Below are 20547 nucleotides of genomic sequence, written 5' to 3'. Positions count from 1 at the left end.
GTATAGAGGAGCGACGCCGCTGACGATCCCCGGCTCGCCGAGGCTTCTCCAGGGGTGAGAGCCGTTCGTTCGATTGCGCAACATGCTACAGAACATCCGCGCCTATCTTGACTACCAGCCGATTGATCCGTTGGTGAATTTCGTTGACGCTAACGCCGAGCGCATCATTCGGTCGTACTATTTCACCTCCGAACTATCACGGCTGACGGCGCGGCTCATTGAGGGCATTGCTTCGCTCAAAACCCCGGAGGCGGCGCGACTGATTACCGGCGCGCGCGGGACAGGCAAAAGCCATACGCTGGCGGTGGTGCGCGCTCTAGCCTGTACGCCGAAAACCCGGCACATCGTGGCGCACAACCCGCCGCTCGCCAACGCTGTCAAGCGTTTGGAAGGGACGACCTTCTTGCCGGTGTACATCTCTGGCAAATCGCTGGTGGACGGCTCAACCGATTTCGCCACCCTGCTGCGTGACGCCTTGGCGCGTATTCCCGAATCGCCTATCGCCTTCGATGACGCTCAGTGGTTTCCGGCGATTGAAGGCCAGCAGATTTGTGAACTGTTAGCCAGCCGGTTGTTTCCAGGCATGGCCTTCCTGTTTGTCATTGACGATCTCTCCGACGCGCTACGCGCTCACCGCCGGGCGCTGGTTCAGGACACGCTTGATTGGCTAACAAAGCTGGCTGAGAAGTCACGCAGTCTCCCGTTTGCTCTTCTGGTGGCGTTGGACAGCGACGTGACGGCGCCGCATACAGGACCGGCGGCGCGGCTGACGGCCGACTACCAGACCGACACGCTCACTCTCGACAATCTACGCCGCATCACCGATCAGGCCGTTTTTCGCAAAACGCCGCAGCAGCGCGCCGAACTCACGGCGTTGTACCAAGAAACGCTCAAGTCACTCCCGCGCTTTCATTGGAGCGAGGAAGAGTTCTGCAGTCTCTATCCGGTTCATCCAGCCGTTTTGGAAGTCGCGCCGGGGCTGTCAACCTACTGTGAAAGCTTTTCACTGTTCAGCTTTATCAACGCCGTCATCGGTGGGGCGCTGCGGCGGCGGCCAATGCAGCTTATTTCGCTCGACGACCTCTTTGACAAGTATGATTTTGAGCTGAAACGCCATCCGACGTTATCCCGCGCCGTCGCCGTCTATGAGTACCTCTCAACCATGCGGCTGCCGTCCCTGAGCTTCGAGCAGCGTATTCCGGCTAAGCTCCTGCTCAAGGGCTTGTTTCTTTACTCGCTGGTTGGGCGTCCTGTCAGCGCTGATGAACTCACCAACGCGATGATGCTGGGTGAGATTGGCTACAACCAAGCGGCGCTACTGTTGGACGACCTTCAGGCGCACAGCGAAGGCCAAATCATCAAGGAAACTGCTGGCGGCGTCTGCCGTTACAGCCTGACCGTCGTTGAGCAGTTTGACCCGGAAGCGCGGCTGAAGACGGCGCTGGCGGAAACGCCGGACGACGATACATTTGACGCGCTTCTCGTCACACTTGGCGGCGGTGCCGCGTTTTATGACTTCCCCTTCACTTTAGACGCCCTGTTGCTGAGCGGCGCGAAGACCTACCGTGATGAAACCGTCGTCCTGTGGCGTAATACGGGACGGCGCGGTATTGTCAGTTTCGGCGCTCCGCCGGAAATTTTCACCAATCCGCCGGTCGGCATCGAACGTAGCGGCGATCCCTTTACGCCGGTCAACATCGTCATTCCCACTGACGACGAAGCGGGAGCCGACGCTAAACCCTCTATCGTTTATCACTGGGCGGATGAACTCTGCGAATATGATTGGCAGCTGTGCATTGAGAGCAGCCGGTCGCCGATGGACATCAGCGCCGGCGCGACCACGCCCAGTTTGTTGTACTGGCGTCCGTCGCCGCTGAGCGCAACGGATTTGGAAACCCTCAAGTCGCTCTGGATTGCCTACACACGCGGTGAAGAAGTGTTTGGCGATGAGCTTGCGGAGCGCGTCGCCGTGCTGGAAGCCCAGACGCGCGCCATGTTCCTGCGGCATTATGTCGAGGAAGGTGAACTGCTGGCGGCAAACGGCGAACGTTATGCGCTCCGCCAACTGTTTCCTGACGGCCTCCCGCGCACCTTTAGCGATTTTCTTGGTACGGTGATTCGCAAGCCGCTTGACATCCGCTTTCCGGCGCATCCGGTCTTTTCCGCGCCGTTGACGGAACGTGAGACCAAGCGCTTAGTGCTCGGCCTGCTTGGCGGACTTAATCCGACCGACCCCACGGTACAGGAGATGGCGCGTCATTTCGCCGCGCCGTTTCAGATTGTCGTGCAACGCGACGGTCTTTACCAGTTGGCGATGGATCGGGATGAGGCGCTGGGCGAACCGTGCATCAGTGAAGTGCTGCGTTTGGTGGAAGCCGCTGGTTCGGAGCCGGTGCCCGTCCAGGTCGTCTATCAGACCTTGCGGCGCGAACCCTACGGTTTGCTCGAACCAGCCCAACAAATTGTGATGATGGCGCTGGTCGCCGGCTGGCGCATCGAACTCGTGGATGTCTCAGGATTGCGTATCTTTACGGCGGCGGAACTGACGCAGGATGTCAGCTTCCGGCAGTACGGTTCAATCCGGCGTACGGCGGCAATTACCTACGCTTCAGAAACCCTCTCAGAATGGTGTCGGCTGTTGACGGAGCGGTTTGATCTCCCCGACTTGGCCGACGACCGTAAGCAGGTGCGGGAAAGTCTGGCGCAATGGTATCAAAAGTGGCTCAACTACCGGCTGGCGGAGCGGTTTGAAAACCTGCCGCCGGAGATGCTCACCACGCGCACGTGGCAGTTGATCATCACCTGCAAGCGCTATTTTGAAACTACGGCGGCGGCCGTCGAGGCGGTTTTGTTCGAGCGCATTTCACTTGAAATGGGACTGGCGCGGATTGTGGATATCTTCGCCGCCAACCCAACAATCTATCAACGCGCCGTCATTGACTTGCGTGTGCTCGTCGAGTTTCTCGATTGGCTGCCCTTCTACGTAACGGCTAAGGCCTACACCCTCAGCGCGTTGCCTGTGACGGACGCCGACGCGCGAAACGCGCGCCGCGAGCTGGGCGCGTTCTTTGAGCACCCGCACCGGCTGCTTGATGCGGACAAGCGGCTTCGTTTTGAGCAGGTTTTTGAGCGATTCAAGAAACACTACATTGAAGACTGCGTAGCGCATGATGAGCAGGCGACGAAAAACCTCGACCTGTCAGCGCTAACGGCGTTTTTAGCCAGCCCGACTTGGCGGCTCTTCGAGAACTTGTCCCGGCTGGTGATCGCCGATGGAACCTACGCCGCCCGCGCGCGACGCATTCTAGCCGACATTGAACTGCGGCGGCGTAGTATGCATCTCCGGACTTTTTTGGAGCACCAGCCATTGGTTAGCGGTCTGATCCAGCGGCGAAGAATGCCTCCCTTATCCCACCAAGTCGAGCGGCTGAGGGAGACGGTTCAGCAAGGTATTCAGCATTTCCGACAGTGCATCGCACAGAACCGCGCCGTAATCCAGCACCACTTACGCGCGCTTGGCTTGCCGGATGTGGAAGAGCGGATGGTGACGGCGGCGTTGGCGGCGTTGACTTCCACTGCCTCCCAGACGGACTTTTCAATTGCGCCGGAGGTCATTGATCACATCAATGCAGCGTTGACGGCTGCGCATCCGGCTTCTCCTGTTATCCGCCGCCTACCGCTGGCGCCGGGTGTCACCGTCACCAAGGCCGATTTGGCGGCGCGGTTGACGGCGTGGCTGGAAGAATTACCGGAAGACGCGCCGGTCACACTTGAGGTTGAGGAAGGGTTCCGATGATGACGTCGCCGCTCCGAGAGCGAGCAGAGGGTCTGCGCCCTCGATGGCTAGTGCGCGCCAGCTTGCGCACGGTGGTTTTATCGTGGCTGCTGCTCTTAGGCTGCCTTGGTGCAGGCCCTTGCGGCTACCGACGATTGGACGCGGGAGGCGCGCTGCCGCCCGACGTTAAGACGTTAGCCGTCCAACCTTTCACTAACCAGACCCTACGCTATCGGATTGAGCAACGATTTACCAACGCTGTGATTGAGGAGATTTTACGGCGGCGATTGCCGGTGACCTTGATCAACGACCCGGAAAAGGCTGATGCAGTACTTTCCGGTGACATCAAGGCTGTCACGACGGGACAGGCACTGGTGGACGATCGCGGCACGGTACGGCTCTTTCAGATCGCCGTCCGTTGCGGCGTGACGCTGCGCGACCAAACGCGCAATCACATCTTGTTTGACAATCCTAATCTTGAGTTTCGCGGCGAGTACGAGTTTTCGTCTGACCCGCGTTCATTCTTCAATGAAGAAGACCCGGCGGTGGAGCGTCTAGCCCGCGATTTCGCCCGCAGCGTGGTGACGACAATGCTGGAGCGGTTTTAGCCCGCCTGCTGTGAAAGTGGAGCGGAAACACTTGCCCTTGTGCGGGCGGGGTTCTCGCTAGCGGACGGCGCGGGCCATGTTCAAAAAGTCCCCCAGAAACTGCGCCACTTCCAGCTTCTCTGTCGGCGTCGCCTCAGCGGTAACCTCGACGTGACCAACAGCCCGGCTGATGAGAACACGACAACGTCCGCCAAGGCCGCGCGCCAGCCACTGCGTCTCAGACGGCGGGACAACGGCGTCGTTTGTGCCGTGAACAAGAAAAACCGGGCAACGAATGCGCCCCAGCACATAATGCGGAGAGACCTCGCGCATGGCCGCCGTCCGCCGTTCAATCTGACGCAGAAGCGGCGGGGTGACTTCGGTGTAATCGCCGTCAAAGAGTTTTTCAACTCGCTCTCGGCCAACAAGCGACATCCGCGCCGCCGCCAAGCGTGCTTGTTCGGGCTGTCCCCATAGCCAGAAGCGGAGCGCGGCGCGTCCGGTTTCCACGTCGGAAGGTGGAAGAATCGTCGTCGCATGCTCGTAGGCCAGCAGCAGCACGCCGTATGGATCGGCCCGCAACTTGATCGTTTCGCCGTTCGGCGCAAGGATTTCATTGGTCAGCAGAAAGCGCGTTACCCGCTGAAGGTCGTCATGCGCCCCGACAGCCAAGACGTACCCAATCTCTGGCGCAAACCGCCTGTCAGCCGCCGCCACCAGGCACAGACCGCCAGCAAACGACAGTCCCATGACGCCGACCCGGCGTCCCGTTTGACGACGCAGCGCCTTGGCCGACCAGCCGATGATTTCTACGGCGCTTTTTTCGATGCGGTAGTCGGCAAGGGACTGCACGTTCGGCGTCAGAACCACCATCCCGGTCGCCGCCAAGGTTTGAGCGAAGTTTTTCAAACGCACTTCATCGGCGCCGTCTCGGTGGACGCCGTGCACCATCACCAGGGCTGGAGCGTCAGACAAACCCTCCGGGCGATACAGCCAAGCGTGGGTGGGACCGCGCGGCGTCGGCACAGTTTGCGCCGCACAGGTCACGCGATGTTTGGCGAACAGGGATAAGCCTTGGTGGGCTGGTTTAGAAGCCGCCGCGCAAGCAGCCGGTGCACAAAAAGTCAGTACGCCGACGCCCCAAGGCAGGCTCAGCAAGCAGAGCCACGCCGCCCAACCAACTGACTTTCCAAACAGGCGGCTACTGCGTCCTTGGACGGTCATCGAAGATTAGTCGACGGGGCAAGGCTACCGATGAGGCCTGTTTCAAGCTTGTCAGGCGTGATGACAACCCGCTTGACCGTGATTCCGTCTCGTGACGGCAGCTGGAGCGGTCGCCCGTTCACGGTGACGGAAACAGCCGGAAGCGCGCCCAACGAGAGAATGATTTTTTCTTTTGCGCGGTAGATCCGTACGTCATCCGGCAGCAGGATGAACTCTTCCGGCTTGCCATCATCAACTTGGAGCCGCGTCCAACACTTACCGGTTGCACGCAGCTCTAATGTCAGCCCATCCGCCGCCGTGGACGGCGGTGGTGCGGCAGGGGGCGGCGCAGCCGGCGGCGACGGGGCGGATGGCGGCGCAGACGTAGCAGCGGTCGCCGAAGGCGGCGGTGCCGTTGGGGAGGGCGGCGGCGTCGCCGGCCTAGTCTTGAAGGCAGCGAATAGGTCGCCGAATACACGCCACCAACCAGGAAAGGCGTAGAGTGTGCCAGCAGTGACCACGGCGGCGACCGCTAGGCTCAGCGTCAGTAGGAGAGCGTTGCCGGTCTTCGGCGGCGACATCTCCGGCGCACGATTCACTTCTTCATCGGTTGGAATGCGTGAGCTACCCGACTGCCGTTCGTAAAGCTGAATCGCGCGGGTTTCATCGTAGTCAATAGCTCTCGCCAACTGTCGAATAAAAGAGCGGTTATACAACTCGCCCGGCAACTCACGGTAGTCGTCGCGTTCAATTGCGTGTAAGAAACGCACGGGAATGTTGGTCGCCTTGGATATCTCTTCAAGTGACTTGCCGCGAGTCTCACGCTGCTGCTTGAGTTCCTGCCCCAGCGTTGCCATGACGCCTCTCCCGCTTCGTTTTTTCGGCGCAAGGGCGCGACTTGCTTGCTCCTGTCATTCAGGCTGTGAAAGACTGCCGCCGAAATTCCCGCCGTTGTGATGGTAGTCATCCGCTTTGACGGCTGTCAAATCAGGGAGCGCCGCCAAAAGTCGGACTCCAAATGGCGACTCTTCAAGGATGTTATGGGATGACGCGCAAACCCCTCAGCGTTGGCGGCCGTCGCCGATTTTTGCAGAGTTTAACCGGGTTGATCGGTATTGTTTGTGTCGGCTGCCAAAGTAAACCGCCGTCCGCCGAACAAGCTTCAGGGCGACCGAAATCGCAAGCGTCACCGCCGGCGCCGCCGTCCTGTCCGATTTGTGGTATGCCGGTGTTGGTTGAAGAAAGTGAAAACCGTTTTGAGGCGACGGCGCCGAATCGGCCGCCTGTTCACTTGTGTTCCGCCGTTTGCGCGGTAGTGTATACCGACCGTCATCCTGAAGTGACTCGTCTGGATGTGTTTGACTACCAACGCCGCACGTTAGTCCCAGCAACGACAGCGTTTCACCTGTATGAGTCAAAGCTGGAGGTACGCGCCGCCATGCCTCCGGTGACGGCTTCGTTCGCTGTCCGCGCCGACGCTGAAGCGGCGCGCATGAAGTACGGCGGCCGTTTGTTGACGTGGGAAGAACTGAAACGCGCGATTCGCCGGACGAAGTACTACAAAACAGCGCCTTGAACCAGCGTCCGTTTATGAAACTCATTTTGGCTTCGGCCTCGCCGCGTCGAGCCGAGTTGCTGGCTGCGGCTGGCTACGCCTTTGAAATTTACCCAACCAACACGGATGAGACTCCCCAGCCGTCGGAGACGCCGGAAGCGTATGTCCAACGGCTTGCCCTAGCGAAAGCGAGGGCAGTGGTTTGTTCAGAACCGGCGGTGATTCTTGGCGCGGACACCACGGTTGTCCTTGATGGAGACCTGCTGGGCAAACCGGCGGACGCCGCCGACGCGGCGCGCATGCTGCGTCGGCTTAGCGGACGCCAGCATGAAGTGGTGACGGGCGTTGCGGTTCGTCGCGTGCCGGATGACGTATACCGGCTCACATACGAGCGCACCCTCGTGACTTTCGACGACCTGTCGGAAGACTGGATCGCCAACTATATCGCTTCCGGTGAGCCTTTCGGCAAGGCCGGCGCGTATGCGATTCAGGGCCGCGCTGGCGCACGAATCACCCGGATCGAAGGCAACTATCAGAACGTCGTCGGTTTGCCGGTCAGCACGGTGATCCGGTTGCTAAGCGAACTTGGCAGCACAGCGACGGGCAAGCGCGCCGATGATTGAGCGACGTAGCCTCAGTGTCGGCGTCTCGCTGCCGTGAAAGAGTGGTGAAGCGGCGCTTTCTATGGAGCGCTTGCCGTGAAGCGGACAATCACCAACGTCACGTCGTCTTCAGCCGCGCCGTCACCGAGAAACATCCGCAACTCGGCAAGAATGGCGTCCTGCAGGGCGACGGCCGAGCAGTTCCCAGATCGGGCAATCAACTTTTCCAGACGTTCAAACCCGAACGCCGCGCCGCTGGCGTTGCGCGCTTCGACCAGACCATCCGTGTAAAACACCAGCGCATCGCCTGCCTGGTAGGTCAACCGTTTGGTCGGGTATCGGCCGTCAAGACGGACGCCAAGGGGATAGGCGCTCTGCTCAATAGCTTCAACGACGCCGGTCGCCGCATGGTAGTGATAAGGAAAAGGATGACCGGCGTTCGCCATTTCAAACGTCTGCGCAGCGGCGTCAATGACCACGTACGTCATTGTCATCAAGTTCCGTTTGCCGCCGGAAACCGCGATGAGGCGGTTCATGGCGGCTATCACCGCCGACGGGTGTGGGTCATTGCCGACTTGGTTGTACAACCCGCCTTTGGCCAGCGCCATCAACAGACCGGAAGACACGCCATGGCCGGTGACATCGCCGATGGCGACGGCCAACCGCCGGCCGCCGAGAACGAAAAAGTCATAGTAGTCGCCGCCGACATCCCGTGCTGGCAGAGAAACACCAGCGACATCCAGTCCCGGTACGTCCGGCGACGCGCTGGGGAGCAGTCGCTGTTGGATGTCGCGCGCAATCTCCAACTCGCGGCGCAACGTCGCTTCCGCCGTCAGACGACGCACCAGTTGCGCGTTGTCCAAGCGCAGCGCCACTGATTCCGCAACGGTCATCAGGAGGGACTTGTCTTCGCCGGTGTACGGCTCGCCGGAAAGCTTCGGCCCTAGACTGAAAACACCCAGCAGGTTGTCGCCGGAAACCAGCGGTACGAGGAGATGCGAATCTAGTCGCCGCAGCGTCGGGTGTTTGGCGTAGGGGATGCCTTCGCTGGATTCCGGGTCCAGCTCAAACGGCTCCGGCTCACGGCGGAGTTTGGCGAGCAGCGGCGACGTGGTCGGAAACGACAGTTCGGACTCCACCACCCCCGATGTGTTTGGTCCAAAACGGCATGCGAAGCCGCGTAAAGCCTGCACGTCCCCGTTAGCGATGACGTTGGACGCCCCATTGAGCAGACTCGGATGGAGGAGAAAGCCAATCGTTTTGACGTGCAGCGCCGAATCCACCGTCGTCGCCACGCGACGCAGCATCTCTTCGATGTTGGTCGCCTCCCGAACCGAGGCGGCAAGGTCGCTGAGCACCCGCTGCACTTGGTAGGCTTCACGAAAGAACCGGCGGTCAATGGCGGATTGAAGGCGTGGGTTGATATAGACGGCGACGCCGAAAAACACGCCGCTCATCACCAACATCCAGGCCCCCAACACCGGCGGCGTCAGCCGGTTGCCGGCGGCGGCGTAGCCCCACAGCACGACCGGATACATCAAGTAACGCGCAATGAAGTAAAACACGAGGTACTCCAGAACCATCACGCCCCGCGAGACGAACAGATACCGGACGCTGCTGCGCAGGATTTGTTGAACGCCCAGCACCCGATGCTTGACGACGACGTACGCAAACGAGAGCGGGAAGAGTGGAAACAGCGCAATCGGCAGGACGTAGAGCCACGGATAATCTTCGGCGCTGAGTTTGAAGGTGTTGACCGCCAGCAGAAGCAGTAAAACCGGAATCACGCCGACCGCCGAGCCGAGCGTGAAGACTTTCAACCGGCGCACTTGTTCGGGCGTCTGCGTTCGGTTTCGCTCAAGGTAGCCAAGGAACGGCGACGCTAGCCCAAGCCACAGCAGGACAAAGCGCACGGACGGGACGACGCCGACCAGCGGCAGTTCGGAAAACCGGCGGGCGACTTCAAAGGACAACATCCGCGCCGTGAACTGGGCGATCCCAACCAGTCCCAACACAAGCGCGGCCGAGCCGTAGAGGGACTGCGCCAGCCGGACTGGTTTGGTGAAGCGGCTTGGGCTGGGAAACGCCAGAAAGAACCGTAGGCAAAGGTAGCCGACGGCGTTGACGCCGACCGTCTGAAGCAATCCGGCGGGTATCGTCAGCCACGAAGCCAGCAGGACATGCTGGGCACCGCCGAACAGTGTCGCCAAGGAGATGAAAAAGAGTCCGCCTGTCCGCGCCGTAGCGTCCTCCCACCGCAGCCAACAGATCGCCAGTCCGACGCCGGCGCACAGTACGACAATCAGGGCTGTTTCGACGACGAAGAAAAACTCGAAGGAAAGCCAGCCGGTCGCAGGCGGCGTGAGGGTGATGGTGACCGGAGATGCGCGTCCGTCGGCCTTTCTAACGAGCAGCGGGAGCGTTTTAGTTCGTTCCGCCTGCCGCCGGAGACGGGCGTAGTCGCCGAAGCTGTAAAACGGCCGTCCGTCCGGTCGCAGGAGTTCGTCGCCGGGTTCAATGCCGGCCGCCTGCGCCGCACCGCCATGCTCAACCGTGCGGACGATGGGCTGCATTTCCTCCAGCGTGAGGCCGACCGACCAACTCCGCAGCTCAACGACGCCGGCGGCGAGCCGGACGACGACGTAGAAAACCGTCAGAACCGTCAGCAGCCGGAGAAAAAACAGCGAAGGTGCGCGCTCAGTCATGGAAAGCGCCGTCCGAAAGGCTGGGTAGGTTATCTTTCTTGCACGTCGTTCCGTATAACCCTACAATGATAGCCCTTGCTGTGGGCTGGGGCTACGGCTTCGGTTTGGCCGTTGGTCGTCCTTCAACACTTGTTTACATAAGAGGTTGAGGCGCTTATGCGAAACCGGTGGTTGACGGTCGCTTGGGCGGCGGCGTTGTGTATCCTGTCATTCGGCATGTTCAATGCGCTGGCGCAGCAGCCGTCTTCCACATCGCGCCCGGATGAAACGCCCGTCGTCAAAACAACGACCAACCTCGTCACGCTCAATGTGAGCGTCACTGACCCGCAAGGGCGTTTTGTGACCGGCCTCGACGCCGAACATTTCGAAGTTTACGAGGACAACGTCAAGCAAAACATCGAGTTCTTCAGCGACGAGGATGCACCAGTCTCCATCGGCATCATCTTTGACATGTCGGGCAGCATGCGCGGGCGGCTCAACAAGTCGAATGTTGCGCTGCGGAAATTTCTAGACGCCTGCCATGACGAGGACGAATACTTCCTTGTCGGTTTCAACAACCAAGCAAAGCTGTTGGTGGATTACACGCCGAATCCCGAAAAGATTACTGGCGCGGTCATGCTAGCTGAGGCGCGCGGTCAGACGGCGCTCTACGACGCTGTATATATCGGCGTTGAAAAGCTCAAGGAAGGTCGCCATGGTCGCCGGGCGCTGATTATCATCAGCGACGGACAAGACAACAGCAGCCGCTACACCTTTCGGGAACTGCGGCAACTGGTGCGCGAGGCTGATGTCCAGATTTATGCTATTGGCATTGCCACGGCGTTCAATGATACCTCGCTCGACCTCCAAGGGCGCGCTATTCTGGATGAAATCACACGGCTGACGGGCGGACGGGCGTTTTTCCCGAACAGCCAAGCCGAGTTGCAGGAAATCATTACACGGATTGCCGTTGAACTGCGTCACCAGTACGGCATTGGCTACACACCGACCAACTTGGCGTCTGTGCCCGCCGGCGGCAAATCAAATGAAAAGCAGCGGTGGCGCAAACTCAAAGTCAAGCTCAATCCGCCGAAAGGTCTTCCCAATTTGACGGTCAACGCCCGCGAGGGCTACTACGCCACATTCGCCACGGAATGAGCTGCGTGACAAGCCGCCGCGCAGCCTAAACCCCCACCGAATCTTCAACTGAGTCAGGTTCTATGTCGTTCAAAGCCAAGTTTGTTCTGGTCGCGCTCTCAACGGCGCTCGCCGTCTATGCCGTCGTCGGCGGTTTACTAGCTCGGCGCACCAGCGTTGTAGCCAAGGGCAACCCCTATATCCAACTCAAGATTTTCAACGAAGTCGTCAAGCATATCGCCAACGACTATGTAGACGAGCCGGACCTCGACAAAGTGCGCGTCGGCGCATTACGCGGGCTAGCGGAAGGGTTGGACCCGTACTGCGCCTACCTTTCGCCGGAACAGGTAAAGCGATTCAAGCCGGAAACGCTGACGGCTGTGCCGTTCGGTATGGTGGTCTCGAAGTATGCAGGTTTTGCCTACGTGGTAGCCGTGGCACCGGGGTCGCCGGCGGCTCAGGCGGGCATCAAGACCGGCGACTTCCTAGAATACGTGAACACGACAGCCACCCGTGACGTCAGCCTTTACGAAGTCATGGAAATGCTGACTAGCGTTCCCGACGGCGGCGCAATCGAGGTGACGGTTTTGCGTCCGGGCCTTTCAAAGGGTGAGAAGCACACGCTCCGTCCCGGCCCGTTTCAATCGCCGGTGGTTTCACGGATGGAAACGCCCGACACCGGCTACCTCAAGGTTGGTTTGCTTGTCAAAGGCAAAACCGAGCAAGTCATCGCGGCGATACGCCAGTTGCAACAGCGCGGCGCCCAAAAGCTGGTGCTTGACTTGCGGGAGTCCGCCCACGGCGAGTTGTCCGAAGGCGTGGCGCTGGCGAGCGTTTTTGTCCCCTCCGGCGTCCTAGCGCGAACGCTTGGCGCAAACAACACCGTCACGACACTGACGGCGCAGCCGGGGAGTCTGACCTTTGAAGGGAAACTTGTCGTTTTGGCGGATCGCTCGACCGCTGGTCCGGCGGAGCTAGTGGCCGCCGCGATTCGCGACAACCAGCGTGGGGAAGTCGTTGGCGAGAAGACGTTCGGCGTCGGCTCGGAACAAAGGTTGTTCCCGCTGCGGGACGGCTCGGCGCTGCTGCTGACGACAGTTCGCTACGCTCCGGCTGTTGGGAAGTCGCTGATGGAGGAATCGGTCAAGCCGTCGGTGGAAGTTAAAGTCGCCGCCGCTGAGCCGGTTGTGCCAGACTTGGACGCCGACGCTCCGCCGCCGACGGAAGCGCCGGAGGAACCAAAGAAAGTCGCCCCACCGATGGAAGACGTGATCCTCAAACGCGCCCTGGAGGTGCTCAAAGGCGAGACCAAGCAAGCACACCGCGCCGCGCCGAAAGCTGTACTCCCCAAAGCGGCCTGAGTTTTTCCCAAAACGTCACCTCGTGTCGTTGGAAGCCGCCGCATGAAGTTGGATGCGACACGCCGCCCCCGCGCCGACATGCAGGCGTATCTGGCCGCGGCCTTGGCCGGCTGCTATGAAGGCGAACCGACCATCTCGCCTATCGAGGGCGGCCGGACGGCCGCCGAGCGCCAACTCAATCGTTTTGACGCACGTCGGTATGGTTCGCGCAACCACGTCACACGCGGCCATGTTTCGCGATTATCACCTTACATCCGGCACGGCGTCCTAACGTTGCGCGAAGTGCGCGACACTGTTTTCGCCCGTTTTGGGCGGGCTGGTGAAAGCATCTACAAGTTCGTTTTTGAGCTTGCTTGGCATCAGTTCTGGCAGGAGGTGTACGCCGAACTGGGCGACGGAATTTACACCGACATTGAAGACTACAAGTTTTCACCCCCGGTCTGGCGGGAGACGCTGCCGGAGGACATTGCGCGCGCCGAAACCGGCTTGGTGTGCATGGATGAATCGCTCCGTGAGCTTTACACCACGGGCTACATGCACAACCATGCCCGCATGTGGTTCGCCGCTTACCTCATTCACCACCGGAAAGTTCACTGGACGGTCGGCGAGCGATTGTTTTTCGCGCATCTGCTGGATGGCAATCCCCCACCGAATGCGCTTTCTTGGCAGTGGGTGGCGTCAACCTTCTCCAGCAAACCGTACTACTTCAATCGGCAAAATGTTGAGAAATACACCGACGGTGAGTGGTGTCGCCGGTGTACAGCGCAGTGTCCGTTTGATCGAACCTACGATGAGTTGGCAGCTGAGTTATTTGGGGAGACGTAGCGGGCTTTGACGCCGAATCAGCTACGCGCGTTAATAACCAAGGATGCCGAGTGAAGGTTTTGGTGGATGTTTTTCAAACAGGGTGCGACGCACGCGGTTGGCCGGCGTGCTGCTGATTGCCTTAGCGTGGATCGTTGTGCCGGGATGCGGCCATACGCCTCGTGACGAGGCTGGCAAGCTCAAGGTCGGTTTGGTGTTCGACATCGGCGGCAAGGATGACAAATCGTTCAACGCCGCCGCATGGGAAGGAGCGAAACGCGCCAAACAGGAACTGCCGATTGTCCTGCGGTACGCCGAGCCAGGCGAGCCGAACAACCTTGAACCCTGTATGCGGGCGTTTGCCGAACGTGGCTACGACCTCATCATCGGCGTCGGTTTTGCCCAAGGGCCGGTTCTGGCGGCGGTGGCCAAGGAGTACCCCAACCTGCGCTTTGCCATTGTGGATGCGGTAGTGGATTTACCGAACGTCGCCTCGCTGGTCTTCAAGGAACACGAGGGCAGTTTCTTAGTCGGTATGATGGCGGCGCGGGCGAGTAAAACCGGCAAAATCGGCTTTGTCGGCGGTATGGACATCCCGCTCATTCGCAAGTTTGCGACCGGCTATGAAGAAGGCGCGCGTTACGTCAACCCGAACATCGTTGTTTTGAAGAACTTTGTCGGCATCACGGACGCTGCTTGGAACAATCCGGGCAAGGGCAAGGAACTGGCCAAGGCCCAGTATGAAGCCGGGGCCGATGTCGTCTTTCAGGCGGCTGGCAACTCCGGCATTGGTGTTTTTGACGCGGCGGAAGAAAACCGGAAGCTGGCGATTGGCGTGGACGCCAACCAGAACTGGGTCAAACCGGGTTTTGTGCTGACCAGTATGGTCAAGCGCGTGGATGTCGCGGTGTACACCATCATCAAGCAGGCGCTGGAACGGCGATTTCGCGCCGGGCTGCATGCTTACGGGTTGGAAAACGACGGCATCGGATACGCGCTTGACGAGTACAATCGTCCGCTTGTTTCTGAAGCCATGCTGCGCGAAGTTGAGGCGGCGCGGGAAAAAATCATCCGGGGTGAACTGCGCGTCACCGACTACATGGCGAACCTGAAATGACGCCGACCAGCGATGTACTCATCATCGGCGGCGGCGTCATCGGGCTGGCCATTGCGCGTGCGCTGGCGCGCGATGGTCTGCGTGTGACGGTGTTTGAACGCAACGCCCAGCCGGGCGGTGAAGCGTCGTGGGCGGCGGCCGGAATGCTGGCACCGCAGGCCGAAGCGGATGCGCCGGGGCCGCTCTTTGACCTCTGCCTCAGAAGTCGGGCGCTATATCCCGCTTTCGTCGCGGCGCTGTGGGAAGAAACTCGCATTGACGCCGAACTCTGTCCCGCCGGGACGCTCCTGTTAGCCGAGGAGGAGCACGAGGTCGCCGCCTTGCAAGCCAAGCTCGCTTGGCAAACGGCTGCAGGTTGTCATGCCGAATGGTTGTCTCCTGAGGATGTACAAGCGCTCGAACCCCTGCTGAAGAGCGTCGGGGCGCTTTATCTGCCGGATGACTGGCAGGTTGAAAACCGCCGTTTGACGCAGGCGTTGATCGCCTCGGCGACGGCCGCGCAGGTACGGATTGTGTGTCAGTGCGAGGGAATCGCACTGCTGGTTGAGCATGGGCGCGTTGCGGGAGTGGAGATGCGCGATGAACGCTGGTCGGCGCCGGTGGTCGTCAACGCCGCCGGGAGTTGGGCGGCGCGGATGTCGCCGGCGTTGCTGCGTCTGCCGGCGCGCGTGGTGCGCCCGATTCGCGGGCAAATGCTGGCCTTGCAGATGCCGTTGTTGACGCGGCTTCGGCATGTTGTGCGGACGCCGCGCGTCTATCTTGTGCCGCGTCGGGACGGCCGGCTCATCGTCGGCGCGACGGTTGAGGATGTCGGTTATGAAAAGCAGGTGACGGCTGGCGGTGTTTTGGCGCTGTTGGCGGGCGCGACGGCGGCGGCGCCGTCTCTGGCACAGGCGGCGCTGGTTGAAACCTGGGCTGGCTTGCGCCCTTTGGCGGCGGACGACTTGCCGCTGATTGGCGGAACAGACATTGAAGGGCTGTTGTGCGCCACTGGCCACTATCGGAACGGCATTCTGCTAACGCCGATTACGGCGGAAATCGTCCGCTGTCTGGTGCGAGGGTTGCCGCCGCCCTGCGACATCGCTCCGTTTTCGCCCAAACGGTTTTACGCGCCGGACGTGCTATGCTCGTCCAACTAAACGCAATCGAGAAACAGTCTGCATGAAAGACATCTATGAAAAGGCTCTGGAAGCCGCCCATTTTCTTCGTTCGAAGCTGCCGGAGATACCTGAAATTCTGGTGGTGCTCGGCTCCGGCTTAGGTGCGTTTGCGGATGTGCTGGAGCGCCCCGTCACCGTGGATTACCGGCTCATCCCGCACCTACCGACCTCAACAGTGGTCGGCCACTACGGGCGGCAGGTGTGCGGCTACCTCGGCGACCGGTGTATTGCGGCAATGCAGGGGCGGTTTCACTTCTACGAAGGCTACACTTTGCAACAGGCAACGTTTTATCTGCGTATCGCCAAGTTGCTCGGCATCGAGAAGCTGATTCTGACCAACGCCGCCGGCGGGATTGACCCATCGCTGAAGCCGGGTGACCTGATGCTGATCGAAGATCACATCAACTTGATGGCGGCCAACCCGCTGCAGGGCCTCAACGACGAACGGTTCGGCCCACGTTTTCCCGATATGACCAACGCCTATGACCCAGCCTATCGCGCAATTGCGCAGGAGGAAGCCGCACGGTTAGGTATTCCGCTCAAGTCCGGCGTCTATGCCGCGTTGCTGGGCCCAAGCTACGAGACGCCGGCGGAAATTCGCATGATTCGGAGCTTTGGCGCGCATGCCGTGGGGATGTCCACCGTCCCCGAAACCATTGTGGCGCGACACATGGGCATGCGCGTTTTGGGTATTTCCTGCATCACCAACTCGGCGGCCGGCATACTGAATCAGCCCATCAACCACGATGAGGTTCTCGAAATTGGCCGACAGGTGACGGCGCACTTCGTACCGCTGTTAAAGGCTATCATCGCGCGGATGTAAGCCGTATCTGGCGTGCAAACCTCTGTGAAGAAAAGCAGCTTCCATGGCGGAACTGACAATTCACTTCGGCGATAATCTGCCGGTTTTGCAGGGGCTTCCATCCAACTCGATTGATTTGATCTACATTGATCCGCCGTTCAACACCGGCAAGGTTCAGCAACGGACGCAACTGGCGACCGTCCGTGACGAAAATGGCGACCGGACGGGTTTCCAAGGCCGGCGATACAGAACCATCAAGCTTGGCACAAAGGCTTACCCCGACATCTTTGACGATTATTTGGCGTTTCTTGAGCCGCGCCTGCAGGAAGCGCGGCGCGTTCTCAAAGCCGACGGCAGTCTTTTTGTTCACCTTGACTACCGCGAAGTTCACTACGTCAAGGTGCTGTTGGATGTTATTTTCGGGCGCGCGTCGTTTATGAATGAAATTATCTGGGCGTACGATTATGGCGCGCGCTCAAAAACCAAGTGGCCGGCCAAGCACGACAACATTCTGTGGTATGCCAAGGACCCGGAGCATTACCAGTTTCATCTTGAGGTCTGCGATCGAATTCCCTACATGGCTCCGGGACTTGTCGGGCCGGAAAAAGCCGCCAGAGGGAAAACGCCGACGGATGTTTGGTGGCATACGATTGTCAGTCCGAATGGGCGTGAGAAGACCGGCTATCCAACCCAGAAGCCGCGGGGCATTCTGGACCGGATTGTGAAGGTTCACTCCCGTCCGGGCGACCTGCTGTTGGATTTTTTCGCCGGCAGTGGGTCATTCGGCGAATCGGCCGTGAGACTCGGACGCCGGTGCATCCTTGTGGATCATCATGAGGAGGCCCTGCGAGTGATGGAGAAGCGCTTCGCCGAGTTTCAAGTTGCGTGGGTTAACTGGACGCCAAGCCGTTCTTGTCTATCGCGCGCCGAAGATGGCCGTTCCGACGCGGATGAGCGTCGCGCCTTCCTCGATGGCGACCTCAAAATCGTGGCTCATCCCCATGGACAACTCCGATAACGCATCGTCCGGGAAGCGGTCGCGCAACTCGTCGCGTAATGCGCGCAGTTGACGGAAATACGGACGTACATCCTCCGGGTTTGGGCGGAAGGGTGGAATCGTCATCAAGCCCCGGATGCGCAGGTTCGGCAGTTCGCGGACGGTGGCGTACACCATCGGCAAGTCGGCGGGGGCAAGGCCGGATTTGGTCGGTTCGTCGCCCAGTTTGACCTGAAGCAAGACAGGCTGAATCCGCCCACGTTCACGCGCTAGTCGGTCGAGCCGCTGCGCCAACGGGATTGAGTCCACCGTGTGAATTAGGTGGAAGTGTTCAACCGCCGGCTTGGCCTTGTTGCTTTGCAGATGACCGATTAAGTGCCACCGCAGCGTCGGCGGACTGTAGGGAATTTTTGTGAGGGCCTCTTGGACGCGATTTTCGCCAATGTCTAGGATGCCGCAATCCGCCGCCGCCTGAATCGCTGTCACCGGTTGGGTTTTTGAGACGGCGATGAGCGTAATCTGCTCCGGCGCGCGGCCGGCGCGCGCGCTCGCCGCCGCGATGCGCTCCCGAACCGCCGCTACGTTGTCGGCAATGGACGGCATGGTGACACGCCTATTCGCTGGCAAGGCCGCGCTCAATTTTTTCCTGATAGGCGGCCGTGTAACGCGCCCACGGTATTGCTTCCAGCCGCTTGCGCGGGATTTCCTCGCCGGAGCCTTGGCAGATGCCATACGTGCCGTCGGCGATGCGTTCAAGGGCGTCTTCAACGTCTTGAAGCAGTTGTCGGTATTGATCGGATTGGCGCGCAACCAATTCCCGATTGGCGTAGGCTACGGCGGCGTCCAGCGGGTCCTTGACTTCTTCACCGGCGTCCTCCTCGTGGGTTGTCAGGTTGAGCGCCGCGCGCAACTCACGGCGCTTGGCCAAAAGTTTTTCTTTTTGTTGGGCTAAGAAATCAGCATCCATCAGCGCGTTTTCTCCGGGTGTCAACACTGGGTCAAGCTTTCCAGCAAAGCTTTTTGGACGCGCAAGCGTAGTGAGGTCGTCCGAAAGTGTCAATTTATGTCAGAATCATTGTCTACACCGCCTCTTGCCGCAGGTCACCGCCGTGTCATCTGAAACTGAATCCTCTCTGTTCACTGGCCTGTCTGAGAACGATGAGAAGGCCCTTGCCCCGCCGCCGTCACAACGGACACTGGCGGTTGACTGGGGCAGGAAACGTACTGGCTTGGCCGTTTGTGATGAGTTGGGATTGACCGTACGCCCACTGGCGGTATGGCCGACCGGCTCGCGCAAGTCCCTTGTGGCGCGGACGGCGGCGCTCATCGCCGAAGAGCGGATTGTGCGCTGTGTGGTTGGGTTGTCCTACCGGTTAGACGGCTCGCCCAATCAGGCGACGCCGCACATTTTGGCCTTTGTTGAGGCGTTGCGCCGTGCGACGCCGGTGGAAGTCGTCACTTGGAACGAGCGATTAACTTCGGTGGCCGCTGAAGATTGGCTGCGCGAGCAAGGCATTCCGCGCCGGCGGTGGGTGGAACGGCAGGATGCGGTTGCAGCGGCCATTTTGCTTCAGGATTTTCTGGCAAGTCGGACAGCTGCGCCGCTGTTCGCCCATGAGCGTTGAGCGCGGATTGTTGCTTTAAACGGCGCAGCGAGTACCGCCGTCGCCGCCGTTCAAGACTGAACTCCGAGGAGCCTTACCTTGGCGGGCGTATTTCCCGTTAGTGACGCTGCAACCGTATCCATCTCAAAGCGGGACGGTGAAAATGGTAAAACATATCGCCTTTATCTGTGTTGAGAACTCGTGTCGCAGTCAGTTGGCGGAAGCCTTGGCGCGAATACACAATCCGGGCGGCTTTGAAGTTCACAGCGCCGGATCGCATCCGTCCGGCAAGGTGAATGAGAAGGCCGTCGCAGCCATGGCTGAACTTGGGTATGACCTGACCCGACATACCTCAAAGTCGCTTGAAGAACTGCCGGATGTTGCATTCGCCGCCGTCATTACCATGGGATGCGGCGACGCCTGCCCTCACCTGCGTGGCGACATTCAGGAAGATTGGGGCATTCCTGACCCGAAGCACCTGCCGCAAGACGAATTCAACCGTGTTCGGGATGAGATTGAGGAGAAGGTAAAGTCTCTTTTCAACCGACTTATATCTTGAAAAGCTGTCCCCTGTGCTTTCGTATTGTCTATTGTTCCGAATTCGGTTTTCATCCTTCACGTCCATGTTCCGTAAGGTGAGGCATGCGTTATTTCAACACCGCCGGGCCGTGCAACCCGCAAGACCACTATATGTTGCCGCCGGTGGAGCGTCTGCCGGGGCTGCGCCGGTTGATTGACCAGAAGGCATACTTTGTCCTGCACGCGCCGCATCAGGTGGGCAAAACGATGCTGGTGCTGACGCTGGCGCAGCAGCTGACGGCGGAAGGGCGGTACGCGGCGGTGCTGCTGTCGCTCGAAGTCGGCGCGCCGTTCAAAGACGACCCCGGCGCAGCCGAGAACGCCGTCCTTGGCGCGTGGCAAGTCGGCTGTCGGGCTTGGCTGCCGGCGGAACTGCGGATGCCGGCACCGGACCTGACCATTCCGGCGGGGCAACGGATTTTGGCGGCGCTGACGGCGTGGGCGCAGCAGTGTCCGCGCCCGCTGGTAGTGTTTTTGGACGGGATTGACGCCCTGCAGATGACGCTTTGGTGTCGGTGTTGCGGCAGTTGCGAGCTGGGTATCCGAGTCGTCCGCAGAGTTTTCCGTGGTCGTTGGCGTT

General features: G+C 60.1%; 18 protein-coding genes and 1 pseudogene. 14 read left to right on the top strand and 5 right to left on the bottom strand.

What is annotated here, in order from left to right; translation table 11 throughout:
* The first annotated feature begins 82 nt into the window (after positions 1 to 82).
* Both NZ585_13780 and lptE read left to right on the top strand, forming a co-directional pair.
* The gene (locus NZ585_13780; protein MCS7081103.1) at positions 83 to 3796 is read left to right on the top strand and encodes a DUF6079 family protein; all 3714 of its coding nucleotides are present in this window, start codon (positions 83 to 85) and stop codon (positions 3794 to 3796) included.
* The gene (gene lptE, locus NZ585_13775) at positions 3796 to 4383 is read left to right on the top strand and encodes an LPS assembly lipoprotein LptE (protein ID MCS7081102.1); all 588 of its coding nucleotides are present in this window, start codon (positions 3796 to 3798) and stop codon (positions 4381 to 4383) included. Before NZ585_13780 ends, lptE begins: the two co-directional genes overlap by 1 nt.
* A 57-nt stretch (positions 4384 to 4440) precedes the next feature.
* Here lptE and NZ585_13770 read toward each other — a convergent pair whose 3' ends face one another.
* Complete coding sequence (locus NZ585_13770; GenBank protein MCS7081101.1) at positions 4441 to 5586, bottom strand: hypothetical protein; 1146 nt, start codon at positions 5584 to 5586, stop codon at positions 4441 to 4443.
* Positions 5583 to 6422, bottom strand: a complete 840-nt coding sequence (locus NZ585_13765; protein ID MCS7081100.1) for a DUF4115 domain-containing protein — start codon at positions 6420 to 6422, stop codon at positions 5583 to 5585. The genes NZ585_13770 and NZ585_13765 overlap by 4 nt, the downstream gene beginning before the upstream one ends.
* 188 nt (positions 6423 to 6610) lie before the next feature.
* On the opposite strand from NZ585_13765, the gene NZ585_13760 reads away from it, so the two are divergent.
* Positions 6611 to 7141, top strand: a complete 531-nt coding sequence (locus NZ585_13760; protein ID MCS7081099.1) for a nitrous oxide reductase accessory protein NosL — start codon at positions 6611 to 6613, stop codon at positions 7139 to 7141.
* Positions 7142 to 7155: 14 nt separating this feature from the next.
* On the top strand, positions 7156 to 7743 hold the full coding sequence (locus tag NZ585_13755) for a Maf family protein (protein ID MCS7081098.1): 588 nt from the start codon (positions 7156 to 7158) through the stop codon (positions 7741 to 7743).
* Positions 7744 to 7802: 59 nt separating this feature from the next.
* Here the strand turns inward: NZ585_13755 and NZ585_13750 are convergent, their stop codons facing one another.
* A complete protein-coding gene (locus tag NZ585_13750; GenBank protein MCS7081097.1) occupies positions 7803 to 10427 on the bottom strand; it encodes a SpoIIE family protein phosphatase in 2625 nt (874 codons plus the stop codon).
* Positions 10428 to 10583: 156 nt separating this feature from the next.
* Between NZ585_13750 and NZ585_13745 the strand changes: the two genes are divergently transcribed.
* The 7 genes from NZ585_13745 to NZ585_13715 all read left to right on the top strand — a co-directional run bounded on the left by NZ585_13745 (position 10584) and on the right by NZ585_13715 (position 17805).
* On the top strand, positions 10584 to 11564 hold the full coding sequence (locus NZ585_13745; GenBank protein ID MCS7081096.1) for a VWA domain-containing protein: 981 nt from the start codon (positions 10584 to 10586) through the stop codon (positions 11562 to 11564).
* 62 nt (positions 11565 to 11626) lie between these two features.
* Positions 11627 to 12904 (top strand): S41 family peptidase, encoded by a 1278-nt coding sequence (locus NZ585_13740; protein MCS7081095.1) that lies wholly within the window; start codon positions 11627 to 11629, stop codon positions 12902 to 12904.
* A 42-nt stretch (positions 12905 to 12946) separates the two neighbouring features.
* Complete coding sequence (locus NZ585_13735; GenBank protein MCS7081094.1) at positions 12947 to 13729, top strand: DNA photolyase; 783 nt, start codon at positions 12947 to 12949, stop codon at positions 13727 to 13729.
* Between the two features lie 82 nt (positions 13730 to 13811).
* Positions 13812 to 14825, top strand: a complete 1014-nt coding sequence (locus NZ585_13730) for a BMP family ABC transporter substrate-binding protein (GenBank protein MCS7081093.1) — start codon at positions 13812 to 13814, stop codon at positions 14823 to 14825.
* Positions 14822 to 15964: a glycine oxidase ThiO gene (gene thiO / locus NZ585_13725; protein MCS7081092.1), complete on the top strand. Its 1143-nt coding sequence runs from the start codon at positions 14822 to 14824 to the stop codon at positions 15962 to 15964. Before NZ585_13730 ends, thiO begins: the two co-directional genes overlap by 4 nt.
* A 22-nt stretch (positions 15965 to 15986) precedes the next feature.
* The gene (locus NZ585_13720) at positions 15987 to 16808 is read left to right on the top strand and encodes a purine-nucleoside phosphorylase (protein ID MCS7081091.1); all 822 of its coding nucleotides are present in this window, start codon (positions 15987 to 15989) and stop codon (positions 16806 to 16808) included.
* A 43-nt stretch (positions 16809 to 16851) separates the two neighbouring features.
* Positions 16852 to 17805: a site-specific DNA-methyltransferase gene (locus NZ585_13715; protein ID MCS7081090.1), complete on the top strand. Its 954-nt coding sequence runs from the start codon at positions 16852 to 16854 to the stop codon at positions 17803 to 17805.
* On the opposite strand, the gene NZ585_13710 is transcribed toward NZ585_13715, so the two are convergent.
* Both NZ585_13710 and NZ585_13705 read right to left on the bottom strand, forming a co-directional pair.
* Positions 17704 to 18387 (bottom strand): YggS family pyridoxal phosphate-dependent enzyme, encoded by a 684-nt coding sequence (locus NZ585_13710; GenBank protein MCS7081089.1) that lies wholly within the window; start codon positions 18385 to 18387, stop codon positions 17704 to 17706. The genes NZ585_13715 and NZ585_13710 overlap by 102 nt on opposite strands.
* A 10-nt stretch (positions 18388 to 18397) precedes the next feature.
* Entirely contained in the window at positions 18398 to 18751 is a 354-nt protein-coding gene (locus tag NZ585_13705) for a TraR/DksA family transcriptional regulator (GenBank protein ID MCS7081088.1), read from the bottom strand.
* Positions 18752 to 18893: 142 nt separating this feature from the next.
* On the opposite strand from NZ585_13705, the gene ruvX reads away from it, so the two are divergent.
* From ruvX to NZ585_13690, 3 genes and pseudogenes are all read left to right on the top strand, one after another.
* Positions 18894 to 19409: a Holliday junction resolvase RuvX gene (gene ruvX / locus NZ585_13700; protein MCS7081087.1), complete on the top strand. Its 516-nt coding sequence runs from the start codon at positions 18894 to 18896 to the stop codon at positions 19407 to 19409.
* A 142-nt stretch (positions 19410 to 19551) separates the two neighbouring features.
* Positions 19552 to 19947 (top strand): arsenate reductase ArsC, encoded by a 396-nt coding sequence (locus tag NZ585_13695; GenBank protein MCS7081086.1) that lies wholly within the window; start codon positions 19552 to 19554, stop codon positions 19945 to 19947.
* Between the two features lie 83 nt (positions 19948 to 20030).
* A pseudogene (locus NZ585_13690) lies at positions 20031 to 20547 on the top strand (ATP-binding protein).

Origin of the sequence: Chloracidobacterium sp. (assembly GCA_025057975.1) — a bacterium.
GTDB lineage: Bacteria > Acidobacteriota > Blastocatellia > Chloracidobacteriales > Chloracidobacteriaceae > Chloracidobacterium.
The sequence above is the reverse complement of the archived record's forward strand: the minus strand, read 5'-3'. Positions and strand labels throughout refer to the sequence as shown.